At 38.7% G+C, this 13647-nt stretch carries 12 protein-coding genes; 5 read left to right on the top strand and 7 right to left on the bottom strand.

Annotation, left to right across the window (positions count from 1 at the left end):
- Nucleotides 1-445 precede the first annotated feature (445 nt).
- On the top strand, nt 446-739 hold the full coding sequence (locus T489_RS0110675; RefSeq protein ID WP_157608215.1) for a helix-turn-helix transcriptional regulator: 294 nt from the start codon (nt 446-448) through the stop codon (nt 737-739).
- Nucleotides 740-1133: 394 nt separating this feature from the next.
- Here T489_RS0110675 and T489_RS0110670 read toward each other — a convergent pair whose 3' ends face one another.
- Both T489_RS0110670 and T489_RS0110665 read right to left on the bottom strand, forming a co-directional pair.
- Nucleotides 1134-3413: a S8 family serine peptidase gene (locus T489_RS0110670; RefSeq protein ID WP_031580023.1), complete on the bottom strand. Its 2280-nt coding sequence runs from the start codon at nt 3411-3413 to the stop codon at nt 1134-1136.
- A 119-nt stretch (nt 3414-3532) separates the two neighbouring features.
- Complete coding sequence (locus T489_RS0110665; protein WP_031580022.1) at nt 3533-4006, bottom strand: hypothetical protein; 474 nt, start codon at nt 4004-4006, stop codon at nt 3533-3535.
- A gap of 955 nt (nt 4007-4961) precedes the next feature.
- Between T489_RS0110665 and T489_RS0110655 the strand changes: the two genes are divergently transcribed.
- Nucleotides 4962-5750, top strand: coding sequence for a hypothetical protein (locus T489_RS0110655; protein ID WP_031580020.1), 789 nt, complete (start codon nt 4962-4964; stop codon nt 5748-5750).
- A gap of 1 nt (nt 5751) precedes the next feature.
- The gene (locus tag T489_RS0110650; RefSeq protein ID WP_031580019.1) at nt 5752-6378 is read left to right on the top strand and encodes a hypothetical protein; all 627 of its coding nucleotides are present in this window, start codon (nt 5752-5754) and stop codon (nt 6376-6378) included.
- Between the two features lie 497 nt (nt 6379-6875).
- On the opposite strand, the gene T489_RS0110645 is transcribed toward T489_RS0110650, so the two are convergent.
- Nucleotides 6876-7838, bottom strand: a complete 963-nt coding sequence (locus T489_RS0110645) for a D-2-hydroxyacid dehydrogenase (protein ID WP_031580017.1) — start codon at nt 7836-7838, stop codon at nt 6876-6878.
- Between the two features lie 45 nt (nt 7839-7883).
- Nucleotides 7884-8600, bottom strand: a complete 717-nt coding sequence (locus tag T489_RS0110640) for a hypothetical protein (RefSeq protein ID WP_031580016.1) — start codon at nt 8598-8600, stop codon at nt 7884-7886.
- A gap of 253 nt (nt 8601-8853) precedes the next feature.
- Here T489_RS0110640 and T489_RS0110635 point away from each other — a divergent pair, with 253 nt between their 5' ends.
- Together T489_RS0110635 and T489_RS0110630 are read left to right on the top strand one after the other, a co-directional pair.
- Nucleotides 8854-10005, top strand: coding sequence for a hypothetical protein (locus tag T489_RS0110635; protein WP_031580015.1), 1152 nt, complete (start codon nt 8854-8856; stop codon nt 10003-10005).
- A 196-nt stretch (nt 10006-10201) separates the two neighbouring features.
- The gene (locus T489_RS0110630; protein ID WP_031580014.1) at nt 10202-10420 is read left to right on the top strand and encodes a hypothetical protein; all 219 of its coding nucleotides are present in this window, start codon (nt 10202-10204) and stop codon (nt 10418-10420) included.
- Nucleotides 10421-10578: 158 nt separating this feature from the next.
- Here the strand turns inward: T489_RS0110630 and T489_RS0110625 are convergent, their stop codons facing one another.
- The 3 genes from T489_RS0110625 to T489_RS0110615 form a co-directional block, all read right to left on the bottom strand.
- Nucleotides 10579-11028 (bottom strand): hypothetical protein, encoded by a 450-nt coding sequence (locus T489_RS0110625; protein WP_031580012.1) that lies wholly within the window; start codon nt 11026-11028, stop codon nt 10579-10581.
- 577 nt (nt 11029-11605) lie between these two features.
- A complete protein-coding gene (locus T489_RS0110620; protein WP_031580011.1) occupies nt 11606-13225 on the bottom strand; it encodes a P-loop NTPase fold protein in 1620 nt (539 codons plus the stop codon).
- 146 nt (nt 13226-13371) lie between these two features.
- Nucleotides 13372-13647, bottom strand: a 276-nt coding sequence (locus T489_RS0110615) for an IS3 family transposase (protein ID WP_037319111.1), incomplete at its 5' end; no start/stop codon positions are given.

Below are 13647 nucleotides of genomic sequence, written 5' to 3'. Positions count from 1 at the left end.
TGAATATAGTAATAACGAAGTTAGAGAGCTAATGCCTGATAACTGTTTAATTAGAGTAAATTTATAGCCGGATGTGATTACTTAAACATCTGAAACTGACAGTGATTTAGATAAGACGTTTTTCATCAAGAAGGTTTGAATTATCTACGATGAAACTATGATGGCACTATGAACAGTGATCCTCGACTACAGACAAATAGAATTCGCGGCGAACCATTGACCTGAGGTAACCAACCCCCGTATAACAGAGTGGCCAATGCCGTGCTTACACTGAGGAAAATGTCTTGCCTAAATTTCTGCTTGACAAAGGTCGTTTCATAACAGTTACAGATTGCTCTCTGCTAAAAAAGCAAATTTATTGGCAAAGAATTAACGTTTAAATTAAAATCAGGGTGGTCAACTTCTGATCGTTTTAGTGGTCAACTTTTTCGATCGTTCTACACTAATGATTAGAGACGAAACATTATGTTCTTTTTCCGACTGGGTTAGACCAACATCAGAGGAAGTTGTGGAAGCGATGGATGAGCTTAACTACACTCTCCAGGAGTGGGCTGACCTGATAGGTGTAAAACTAGCGACAATATCACGCTGGAGAACTGGAAAAGTTAAAATTCCTTATGCTGAATGGGCAACAATATGTTACCTAACAGGCTTAGGTGATATCTGGGAAAGAGAAGATTCAATTAAAAAAATTCAGAATAAAGCGACCAAAGCAAAAAAAATACTTTATTTCATATAGCCAGAAGATGAAAAAGAGAGAAGAAGATATCTTTTCAGACGGTTTTGTTTGATGTATTTCACGTTATTATAACAAAAAAACAATAAGTCTTATGAATTAGACACTTCAAAAATAATTTTAAGTTTAGTAATTTCAAAGAGTTCAAAGTTAAAGCAGCTATTAAGAATATAGGGCACTACTGTTGGAGAATAGAGGCGTTTTTTGAAGTAGATGCGAGCTGTGGGGCCAAAAGGGGAGTTCAGCGAAAGCCCAACCTGCTATCCTCTCAGACGAGTACGAAAGATCGTCTTCAATAACTAATAACTTTTGTTCATAAGTTAATTTCATAATAAAACCCCGTTATCAATCAAGTGATCAATAACGGGGTTCGTACTATTAAAATCAGAAAAGACGGTTAGTCTGCCGCACGATCAGGGTAACCGCCGACAAGCAGATAGATATGCTTGTTGAGTTCGTCTACGTCAATTGAACACTTACTCTTAAAGGTAAGAATGAACAGGTTGTTTGAAGCAGAGAACTTTTCGGTAAAGAAATCAGAAGTATTTACCAGGAACGGAGACTTGTAGCCAAGACCGTATACACTGTTAAGAACCTTACCTGAGAAATCCCAGTTTGCATAAACCGGCTTAACAAGAGCAATGGTTCCATTCGGTGATCTGATTTCCATCTGCAGGAGATTGTTTGCATATGCAATTGCGGCAATGTATCCATCGTTTGATGCGGCATAATTACAATATGAAGCAGCATTGTCATCTTCAACAATGGTTTCAGGAGTGTCTGAAGTATAACCGAAGGAATTCAGGTTAACAGATACTTCTTCAACTTCAATTTCTGACTGATTATCGCTTGAATCCTCAGTATTGACAAAATCTGAGAAGATACAGGTTACAATCTTGCCGTCATCTGATGTTGTACATGGATTACTGTTGGTATTCTTGTAATCCTGAGGCAGACTGGCTCTCTTGGCACATAATTCATCACTGTTACAGTTTAAAGCGGCTTTAACGGCCTTTTCGGCATCAACCACACCAAATCCGTATCTGTTGGAGAAACGCAGTCCTGATGCATTTGAATTCCATCCTCTGTCAGGAGTTACCGTTTCACCGAGATCACTGTCATAGGCACTGATGCTGGAGTAGGCAAGAGAACTCCAGTCCCTGTCATTTCTTGCAGTTGTTGCAAGAATATAACGCAACTGAGGTACGGTAATATCAGGTTTTGCCTGAAGAACAAGAGCAGAAACACCTGTAACGGAAGGTGTAGCCGCAGAGGTTCCGTTCATCCTTTGTGTATAGAATTTACGGGCTTCATAGTTAGTACTGTCTTTTCTCCATGGAGTACCGGCATCCCAATCAGAATATTTTGATGGATCCTGACTGTAAATTGAGGTCACCACTGCGGCAGAATCACTGCCTGAACCTCGGTAGCCGAATTCACCGCCGGTACCGCTTACCCATATATGAGAACCGGCTGAAGAATAAGAAGAATGTTCACCCAGAGAGTTCAAAGCAGCAACATTGATCTGATATCTTCCTCGTTCAAGGGATGAAGACTGTTCATACTGACACGACACTTTATATCTGAGACATGCTTTTGTAGGATACAGATCATCATGGTCGTAGGTTATCGAGTTGAACTGATTACCGGCAGCTTTAATCAAAGGTATGCCATTTTCAAACATTGCCTGCAGTGTCATTTCGAATGCAGGGTCAAAGGCAAAACTGTTGCTGGAGCCGATACTTGCATTAACAATATCAAGATCATCCTTTCTGGCGAGGAAACTGGTATCAACACCATTCATGGCATATGAGGTAAGCAGCACATCCGGTGCAATGCCTCTGCCCCCCTTGGCATTACCTGCGGAAGCTCCGATAATACCGGAAACTGCGGTACCATGAAGTATACTAGGATTTTTAATTACCTCATTTAATGTCAGTCCCTTGTTCACGTCAGAGGTAATTCCTGAAGGAGTGTAAATTTTGTCCTTTAACTCCTCATGATTAAGATCTATAGGAGCATCCCATACACCAACCCTGACATTCTTACCGGAGAGAAGCTCATTGTTCGAATCCTTTTCATGCCATGCAGGAATAACATTAAGGTCAATCCCCTTAACAGGTTTCTTAGATACTTTAAACGGATTCTGACTGACATTTCTGATATGCCACTGATCAGTTAACAGCGGATCGCCGTGAGAAGTATTCGCACCCTGTGCAAGTTCGTATACGGAAATATTGCCATCAGCATCAGTTACCGTAAATTCTTCAGTAAAACTGTAGACATCACCGAGAGCTTTCAGCGCGCTGAGCGGAAGATAATAGAAAACAGTTCCCGAGGCGGCTGATTCATCAGTAAGAGGATTAACATCTGTTACGACGCCATATTTAGCGGTAATAACCGGTGATATCTGACCTTTAAGAGAACTGACTGAAGGCTTCTGTTCAAATTTGATGATAAAAGGCTTACCGGTAAACATGTCGCCATGCTGGGTAACAGAAAGAGTGACATTTGATTCATTCTGCTCCGTTTCGGTTATTTCATCTTCTGCAACAGGGGTAGGTTTAGGTTTAGGTCCCGGATCTTTTTCATCGCCTCCACTGCCACATGCAGTAATGGAAGAAAGAAGTAATGCATTAAACAGTGCCAGACAGGCATTTTTTGCAGATAATTTCATAAATTCATCCTAAATTATTTTCTCTGTCCGGATTAAATACTTATCGGACAGACATATGATTCATCAGTTAAATGTCGCTTTCTGCTGAAAAGAAGGACATCGGAATGACTGAAGTATTCTTATCTGAGTTCAATATTTGAACCGTCATACAGTGAAGGAGCAACATTAATTACACCTGCGGTATTGCTCAGTTCCTTCTGAAGTGACTTCCATTGGTCATAATTTTCAACAGTTATTTCATAAATATTCTTGGAAATCTGTTCTGAATTAAGTCCGGAAGGAATGCAGTTCTGATGCTTCCGGCACTGAACAATAAGTTTATTTTTAATAATAAAATTGTGATTGTTGGCATTCTTCACATAAGCAATGTGATTAGGATTCTTCTCCCCGGAAACAACAACCCTGTCTCCGAGAGTTCCTATTTCATTATCCTGCTTTACGATGAGAATTGATTTTTCATCCTGTTTCCGTTCTTCAACTTTAAAGTTGTCAGTGATAATGGTTAAACCATTGTCTTCAAATTCTGCAGCAGAAGTCTGAGAACCTGCAACAGAAGCAATAACTGCCATTGCTGAAATGACTGCTTTATTCATATTTATCCTCGTTAAATTCGTTTAGGAATTATGATTCGGAAATACAGCTTTGCCGTCTCAACGAATCAATGCTTTAAAGTATATATATTAATGGTAAATTTCATACTTTTTTTGGAATTATATTGGACACCGATCACCTTTACAGACAACTTCATACAACCTGCATTTCGAATCTACTCCAAATTTATTCGCGAGTGATTCAAATGAACCTTCTCCTTGAACATAAGCTGTAATTATATTTAATTTAAATTCTAGCGTGTACTTATTATTTTTTGAATGTTTATTAAGACAGTTGTTTTTATATTTGTTAGCAAGCATTACTACATACCTTCTTGAAATTTGACACTTTTTCGATGTGCGATTGGAGCCAAACTTCTTATAATCTTTAGCAATCTTCACTTTATCTTCATAAGTTAACTTCATATTAAGCCCTCGTTATCAATCTAGAGTGCTCAATAACAGGGTTCATACTATTCCGTGAAGAACCTTTTATATTGGTTTTATTGCATCAGTAATTGCATTGTTTGCGTGAAAAATGTGACCGATACTTGTCAAAGGTAATTGATTTTATGTGAGCGGTGGTGGATTTTGATGATTGTTTATGTCAGATGACGATGTTGTTGATATTTGATTGCCTGGATGAAGATATGGATTCTTCTATAAAAGTTTATAAAATAAATATTTTATAAATGTCAATATATACTCTCAAGAAACAGCAAACAATTATATAAAAACAAATATTAATCACAATAACGCATTAACTTGGATGTTTTATATTTTCTACTGTAAAAAATCTGGCTCAATGTGTTAATAATATAAGTGTTAAATGAGCTACCGATTGGAATTGCTGGTGGAAAATTAAATGCAGTAGCATTAGAGCATTTTTGTTATTCATCATGTAAAGACAATAAGGTTGCTCAAATTGTGGTTTATATTTAAGAGTTAGAGGTTAATTATGTTTAAGAATTCCCCTCAAAAAAGTTCATCGATAATGGATATAGCACATGCCTATGGTTTAGGTTGGGAATGTTCCCGAAATAGATATATCGCCCAAAGAAACATTTATGGAGAAGTCAATAGAAACAAATCAAAAAATGTGACCACTAAAGATATTGAACGGGCATTTATGAAAGGTTGGGCGTGCGAACTCGGTTGTGCCTGCGCTGAAAGAGAGCAGACGATATCAACAATAAATAAAGTGAATCTGAATAAATCGTCAGGTGTGTTTCTGAATAATGAGAATGATACTATTGAATACAGTTCATACTTTAGCGACGGCATTGCAGAAGATCGTTTTGTAACACTGTATACCAAAACAGGCAGACCTTATCCTTATTTCTTTGATGATTTAAGCGAAGAAGAAAAAGCAGTGCTTGATAAAAAACCAGTAATCGGAGGCAGATATGATTACGTTAAATATTGTACAGACGGCTCCCTATACGATGTTCACCATATAATAAGTGCTGAGGCTCTCAGTGCCACAGGACTGTTATCCTATAATACAGCGCCGTGTATTCGTATGCTTAAAAGTGATCATCTGGATACAAAATCATACGGACGCTATAAGTCCTCCGCGGATTATAGAAAAAAACAAATTGAACTTATACAACAGGGAAGAATAAAATATGTCATTATCGAAGAAATAAATACTATCCGTTCGCTATTTGGTTCCAGGTATGACAGAGAAATCAAAGAAATGCTGAAATTCGTGAACAAATTGGAAGACAATAATTGGGAGGTTTAATATGAAGGTTTTTGAATGGATACCAAATAAGTCAATCGGAGATCTGGTCTTCAACATGACAAGGGAAGAAGCCAGAAAGGCTATGGGTAATGCTGTTTATGCCCCGTGGTTTAATGGAAGATCGGACTTCTATGATGAATACAGTATACGTTTGGATTATGATGAAAACGGACTTCTCGAGTCGGTTGAATTTTTGGGAATGGAAAAGGGCTTTTTTGAAGTCTGGTATAACGGAAAATTAATATACCCAAAATATGAAAAGCATTTTTTCAATATTTTTGATAAAAGCAAGTTTACTCCTGATGAAACAGCTGCATCATCATATCAGTGTAATGAGCTCAATATTGCAGTAATCTGGGATAAGGACAATGGCCCCTCCTGTCTGGTGGCAAGAGAGCATTATTGGGATGAAGCTGACGAAATGTTAAAAGAGCATTCTCTTCTTCGCCAGTTGTCCTTCAAATTAAAACCCGGTATGACTAGGGAAGAAACACGAGAAATCCTTAAAGAAAAATCTGATAAATTGATGGTTAGGGGGCGTGATGATATCTACTCCAGATATCTGTTAGTTGAATTTGATGAAAATGACAGAATGGTGTCTACAAAATTTGACTTTGACAGTATGTAGCTGGAGGTTAACACTATCAATGGGCAGATTGGCTATCTAGCCTATGAGCTTCTTGACGGTAAACTGATCCGCACCGAGGCAGTGAAAGTGCTCCGCATTAAGTAGCAGAGCACCATTAGAACCGCTTTACTTATCGTAGCGGAATGCAGAATTGCCTGTGAGGTTTTTAAGCAGAACCTTGCGGGCTTTCATGGTCGTCATCTCTTCAGCAATTCTGCTGGGCTAATACGTCGGGAGACGTATCGGCTGAAAGCCTGAGGGGGCTGTCGTTCATTTTGAAACTCCGAAAATCAAAAAAGGCTCCCGGTTAGGAGATCTGCGATACAAACAGGATCACCACCTCCGATCCTCTCATGATGGAGATTATCGGAACCTTTTTTAAACATTCGTACCACTATATATCGTGGTGTTTCGTGCAACCAAGGGCTTTCAGAAGTACCGTAAAACTGCGGTTTATCGGCATTCCTACGGTATATAAGTTCTCTTTTTCCAATATATCAGTAGCCTCTGTTGAGGTTTACAAGATTCTCAGGTAGCTGATTGGCGGCATAACGGTGAAGATCAGTCAGAAACTTATCAAACATTATTTCAACAGTACGTCTTAAAGTACGCTGTCCTGCCATATGCGGGGTAATAATCAGATTCGGAGCTTCATTTAATGGATCTGATTCAGGTAAAGGTTCCTTTTCAAGAACATCAAGTGCAGCACCGCAAATGACATGTTCTTTGAGAGCATTAGCCAGAGCCGGCTGATCAATACTGCTTCCGCGACCTACATTTATGATGATCGCATTTTTCGGAAGAAGTGCAATTCTTTCACCATTAAGTATATGAATGGTATCAGGTGTCTCCGGAAGACTCATAACAAGAATGTCGGTTTCAGGAAGGATGCTATCAAGTTCACTTACTTTATGAATGGATGTGAATGCATCACATTCTGATTTTCCGGAGCGGGAAACTCCAGTTACTGATTCAGGCATGAAAGGTTTAATCCTCTGGGCATAGTTTCTTCCGATATCTCCCGTACCCAGAACAGTCACACGGCTTCCGTAAATGGAATTAAGCTCACGGTCATTTCTCCATATGCGTTCCTTTTTGTCTTCGATATATTCAGGCATTCTCCTTAAAAGCATGAGTGTAAGCATGACCAGGTGTTCTGCTATGGTTACGCCATATGCACCAGAAGAACAGGAAAGCATGCATGAACCATTTAAAAACTCGGTTCTTGAACTGTAGTCATTCACACCGGCTAAAGGAAGACAAAGCCATTTCAGATTCTGAGGAATAGGGGACTTCGGATTAAGAATACCAAAAAAAATTTCAGTCTCGGCAAGATGCTCCTCGGCTTTTTTCTTATCCGTTTCATACAGAACATCGAAACCGAGTTCGTGCGCATCTTTCTTCAATTTTGAAAGCATCTCGGCCGGAAGGGGTTCTGAAACTGTAATTAGTCTGCCCATTTTCTGTTTCTCCTTTAACTATAATCATTAACCAGTAACTTTTATTTACCTTGGAACTGTTCCTGTCAGGGTGTTGCGGTCAACCGGTTTTATTTCACCGTCAGCGCAGTAATAAAGAGTTTTAATCATTCGGATTCTGTTATGTCTGCATCCGTCCGCATTCATAATATCAAGGAGCAGACGTCCGTCGCCTGCAAGAACTGTAACATGGTTATCCAGCTTCTGCAATTCCAGTGCCAGAGCAATTATTGTCGGAGCTGCGTAATATCCGTTTACAGTGTCGTGAACTACCGTAATCTCTTCTGTTTTTACAAGTTTCTGAACTTCAGCCAGAACGGCAGGCTGCTGTTTTACGGCAGAGTCATCAATGACTTTGCTCTTTTGTGAAGCATCATATCTTTCAAGTTCCTTGAGTACGGCAGTGGTTACAAATACCCTGGAGAGTCCAAGATCCCGGCGCAGAGAGCTGATAACAGCATCAGCATTATTCTTCCCGGCCATGATAATCAGAGCAGACGGGTCTGTAACCATGACATCTTCGCCGGAAACAAAAACATTGTTTTCATTGGCAATATAACGGGATGACAGTAGATGACCTGAAGGTCTGTTTCCTTTGAATTTACCATGAATCCATCTGATAAAACGAATTATACGGATAACAACCATAATAATAATGAGAGTAACAATTGTATACTTGATATAAGTATAATCATTTAACTCTTTATAATGCAGAAGTGCATAGGCGCTGCCGTAATGACTCATCAGAAACCACCGGGAAAATACAGATACCGCTCAATAGATGTATTTTATCAGATCTTTATTACTGAATTCGTTAACCGTATGGTGCAAAAACACAAAACATGAATTTTTTTTGCCAAAATATAAATGAAACATTCTTCAAAATGACTGATTAGCATCTGACATCACATTGTAATATGAGCATGTAATGTATAATTATAATCAACAATGTGTTGTATCTGTTCCTCACGATGAGTGCTCAGATGAAGGTATGCCTATGAAATTATTTAAAATTTCTCTCCTTACAGCTCTAATGCTTCTCGGAAGTCACACTGCCGTAGCTGACGACAAATGCGAAGCCAAAGATTACATGAAGTACGGCCAGGAATCCGATTATGCGAGAATTGTAGACAGTTTTTACGATCTGGTTGCCTACGGTCCCGATAAGCACAGAGTTAAGGACGGAGAAAGGGGACTTGCTGATGCAATTGAGTTCATGTCGAAATCCGAGGCTTTGAACAATTTCGGATACTCCATAACGGATCTTAACGGTGACTGTATTCCTGAACTGATTATCGCCGAAACCTTTAAGGATGAAACAAAGAACTGCCAGGCAATCTACGCACTCTATACAATACATAACAAATCTCCGAGAAAACTGTATGAAAGTCCGATAGGGGAGCTGTTCTGTTTTATCGACAATACCAGATTCTTTAAATACACTTCCGAATCTCCTGATACATTTTCTTTCGGAGAATTTGAATTTGTTGACTTCGGTGTTCCCATTATCAAGGCCTCTGATTTTTTCTTCAACGAAGTGGACAAAGATAACGGCAAAATCAGATATTACCATAATACCAATGGTCTGAAGAATGCCAGCACGTCAGAGGAACTTAATATCAATGAGGATGTATTTAACGGTTTTTATGAGAATTTCAAAGTAAGAACTGCTTATATAAACGACCTCAAGAATTTTGCTCAATATGGCGGTGAACTTCACGTAATTCATCATTCACAGAATAATAAAAAAGATTTGGCCGTTAAGCTTGAGTCCTCATCCGAACTGGGAACCAATTACTCAAAATACTCAGTATTCACTGCTGATCACAACGGTCCTAAAACAAGTGTTCTTATTTCATCTTCAACGGATTATGTAACTGATTTTGCGGTACTGTCACTGGAACTGACAGATACAGATTCTGAAGGAAACTACATCTTTGAACACAAACCTGTATATACGACCAAAAAACTGTATAAGAACAAACCTCTGCTTATTAAAATGACAATGAAAGGAAACACTCCGGTTTACGGCATTTCCTTCAAAGACAACAGCGGAAAAACCAGGTATTATGCTTTCTACAGAAGCTCGGATGACAGTGATGTTGAACTTATTGAGTTTAATGAGAACACTCATACAGACCAAAAATAACGGAATCATTGAATCAACGCGGCAGGCGGACGTATACCATTGAGCATTCACGAAATTCTAATAGGGTGCTCGGGAAGTAAAATACTGCTTTAGTGTTCATAGATGTTTTCCAACTTCTGTTTTTGCATTATTATTTAACGAATACTGCATGAAGGTTTTGATTTATTGCTTAGTTGATTAGGATATGATTTTATCAATGAACAGATTTCTACTGCTGCTGACGTCAATGGTAACTTTAACAATATGTTCCCAGGTATATGCTGATACACATGTAAAAGGTTACACCAGAAGTAATGGAACATATGTACAGTCGCATTATCGCTCAGGTAAAGACGGATATCACAACAATAACTGGAGCGTTAAAGGAAACGTTAATCCTCATACCGGAAAGCCTGGCACTAAAGACAGATGGTAAGGAAAGACACTGACATAATATGGTCTTAAGGGATATTTGGATCCCCCTTTTATTAACATAATGGATATTATGCGATCATATATATATATATATATATATACAAACATTTAAGTTTGCATGCGCTTATTTTCCCCCATTGTTTTCCACTGTAACACCTCTTACTTCTTATCGTGAGTAACAGTCTTTGAGATATGCTGCATCACAAATTCAAGATCGAAATTGGCAAATCGCGGATATATGCTTACCAGATAACTTACAGGTATCTTCTTGATCATTTCTCTGCTCGGAACGTTCACGCATAACTGATAATACGCATAGAACTCACCAATCCATTCAGCAATCTCCGGTTCTATGGTTTTACCTTTTTTAAACTCATAAACTTCATTTTTGTCTATGTATTCAAGAAGATCCTTAAGTTCAAGCGTATGCGAACCGACCTCATTCTCATCGATAACTCTTCTTGTTTTTGATTCCATGTAAAAATGAATGAAATCAGCGGTATCCATCTGCGGATATTCCCTTGCAACATATGAGAAAAGCAGTCCCTGTGTTCTGACAAGCATTGCCAGGTAGTCCATTGCATCCTTTGGCTGTTTATCTTCGTCCATATTATCCTCTTAGTATTATTCAGAGCGGTAAAGGTTAATGAAAGCCTTTAAAAGCCCTACTCATATTTTACCAATTGAGCATAATTACATAATCTGTTCCATATCTAAAAATTACTACTTAATTTCTTATTGAACACATTATATACATCTTTTATATGTGTTTATTCCGTTTAAGATACGGAAACATATCGTGGATAAATATACTTAGAGTTTTGACGGAGATGTTCTTTTGTACCGCATTTTATAATTGATACCATGTTTGATGGAATTCTGTTCAGAACAACCTCCGTTCAGCATTAACTTTTCAAACTAAAAAAAGAACTGTTGCACGGTATATTCCACTAGAATCATTACCAGTGAAGCTCAGAGTTCAGCCACAATTTTATACGACAAATTTAAAATTGAGTATCCGAATTATTTCGATAAACAAGGGGATAAATTGCAAGCTCATAATTCATTGCCAAAGACTTTATCCGATGATGAAGCGTAGCGATTAATGTAGTTACAAATTACCCCTGGGAATTTAGGGTTAATAACCCAGGCTTTCCACTTGAGTTATTAAATTAATGCTTATCTGCTAATTCTCAGTAATACCGGTAAAAGGTTTTGGAAGCGGAACCCTGGATCCGTACTTAAAGAAGCATTCAGTAATAAACATAAACAGTTCATTGTAGGAATCGCAAAGCTTGTCCGGAGTATATCTGTCAGATATCAGATTCCACAGTTCCTCTGTACAAATCTTTCTGCTGACATATTCATACGGATGAAAACCGAGGATTTCCTCCTTATCAGAGCCAGGAGCCCATTTAATACGGAAATTAATGCCTTTGTACCAATCCGGAATCTTTGAGACAAAACCTTTCCTCGAATCCCCAAACGGCCAGACGGTGGAGCCTGCACCACATGGCGAGATTTCGATATACTCATTAGGATCTTCTTTAGTAGCAGGTATATACCATATTGCCAGGAATCTTCTGCTTCTAGTAAGAGAATTGGTAAACCAGAATGCCAGCTGAGAAGTTGAAACCGCAGGCTTTACAGTATTTCCGAAAATTTCAGTAATCATACCGATTATCCATCTCAGACGTTTAATAAGGTCAGGATTACTGCATTTTACCTTGCTGAAGAAATCTTCAACATCATTAGATCTTGAATAGTTCTTGTTTTTATTAGCCTCAACTGTCACAGAATCAACTGAAGAAACCGTAGTTACCGCTGACATGCCCAGCAGCTCAACGATTTTTGCCGGGAACTGCTCCGGATCCGGACAGAGGAAACGAATCTTATTAAGCAGTCGGGAAATATTAAGCACCCTGTTAGACAGATATATACTCTTCTGACATGCTCTGTAGAGAACCTGCTCCCACTTTTCATCAAATTCTTCAAGCGTACTTAAATATTCAGCTTTTTCCGGGCTCAGGGCCTTCAATCTAAAGTCTCTCGCTGAACAGTCATCCCATTCAAGAAAATTTGATTCCTGTATCAGTAGATCGTATATATCCGGATATGCCACCTGAATACATACCAGTCCGAAATTCATGGTCTTGTCTTCTACGGACATGTCACTGATTTTTCTGCCACACTCCCTTTCTTTTCTGATTTTTATCTTTTGCATAATATCAATCAGTGAAAGGCTGTTTAAAAGGCGTTTTATAGAACGGGGATTGGTTCCGGTGGAAAGAAGAACCATATCAGCCAGTACCTCGGAGGTTTTTTCTTTTTCCCCATCAACAGAGAGTAACTGATTCAGTTCATCATGAGAAAATACTCCGATATTATCGACAGAACTCTCTACAAAACCAGCAATATCATAAGCACCGATAGGCATGGAGAACGGCATCTGGATAATCTTATCGAAGAATGAGCGGTAGGCTCTTTCATCCATCTGGTTCTCTGCACCGAACTTTGCCTTAAGACCTTTAACTACAACCTCATAGTCAATGGCCAGCACAAAAATACAGTTTTCTACTTCAAACAGATTTTTAAGGAGTTCCAGAATATGTACAGCATTTTCCGGCGGAATACGATCCAGGTCATCAATGAAAAACATGAAGCCTTTTTTGTTGGTATCTCCGTTTTTCCGATCCTGATCCAGGCATTCTGTAATTACCTTGGCAAAGGCATCTCTGAATTCCTTTGGACGAACCTCTTTAAGAGTGAGCTCATCATTCTTTTCGCCTTTAATCGAGTCTACCAAACCATCAATAAGCTTATCCCCGTCAGCACCGACTGCATTGAGACCGACATGAGCAACAGCCTTTACAGCGAAAGCACTGGTTGCCTTAAGAAAACCCCAGGTCTTTTTGGAGTGCCCCCCATAAGTTGAACAAATAAAACTTATGCTTATTCTAAGGCTGAATTTCTTACTTCACAAGGAGTTCGGCCTTTTAATTTTTTCTGTATTCTATCATTGTTGTAATAATGGATATATTTCTCCATCGCATCTTTAAGTTCGTCTAGAGTGTTAAACTCATATTCATGTCCATAAAACATCTCGTTTTTCATCTTTCCAAAGAAATTTTCCATAATGCTATTGTCATAGCAGTTACCCTTGCGAGACATCGACTGAATGATACCTCTTTCTCTGAGCATGGAATGATACTCGAACATTTGGTACTG

This window comes from Ruminobacter sp. RM87 (assembly GCF_000701925.1).
Lineage (GTDB): Bacteria > Pseudomonadota > Gammaproteobacteria > Enterobacterales > Succinivibrionaceae > Ruminobacter > Ruminobacter amylophilus.
Note: the sequence above shows the minus strand (reverse complement) of the source record. Positions and strands in the feature narration are given on the sequence as shown.

Excerpts from the sequence above, each read along its gene's own strand:
- T489_RS0110675 (WP_157608215.1), top strand. The coding sequence starts at position 446 with ATGATTAGAGACGAAACATTATGTTCTTTTTCCGACTGGGTTAGACCA.
- T489_RS0110665 (WP_031580022.1), bottom strand. The coding sequence starts at position 4,006 with ATGAATAAAGCAGTCATTTCAGCAATGGCAGTTATTGCTTCTGTTGCA.
- T489_RS0110670 (WP_031580023.1), bottom strand. The coding sequence starts at position 3,413 with ATGAAATTATCTGCAAAAAATGCCTGTCTGGCACTGTTTAATGCATTA.
- T489_RS0110635 (WP_031580015.1), top strand. The coding sequence starts at position 8,854 with ATGAAATTATTTAAAATTTCTCTCCTTACAGCTCTAATGCTTCTCGGA.
- T489_RS0110645 (WP_031580017.1), bottom strand. The coding sequence starts at position 7,838 with ATGGGCAGACTAATTACAGTTTCAGAACCCCTTCCGGCCGAGATGCTT.
- T489_RS0110630 (WP_031580014.1), top strand. The coding sequence starts at position 10,202 with ATGAACAGATTTCTACTGCTGCTGACGTCAATGGTAACTTTAACAATA.
- T489_RS0110650 (WP_031580019.1), top strand. The coding sequence starts at position 5,752 with ATGAAGGTTTTTGAATGGATACCAAATAAGTCAATCGGAGATCTGGTC.
- T489_RS0110640 (WP_031580016.1), bottom strand. The coding sequence starts at position 8,600 with ATGAGTCATTACGGCAGCGCCTATGCACTTCTGCATTATAAAGAGTTA.
- T489_RS0110625 (WP_031580012.1), bottom strand. The coding sequence starts at position 11,028 with ATGGACGAAGATAAACAGCCAAAGGATGCAATGGACTACCTGGCAATG.
- T489_RS0110655 (WP_031580020.1), top strand. The coding sequence starts at position 4,962 with ATGTTTAAGAATTCCCCTCAAAAAAGTTCATCGATAATGGATATAGCA.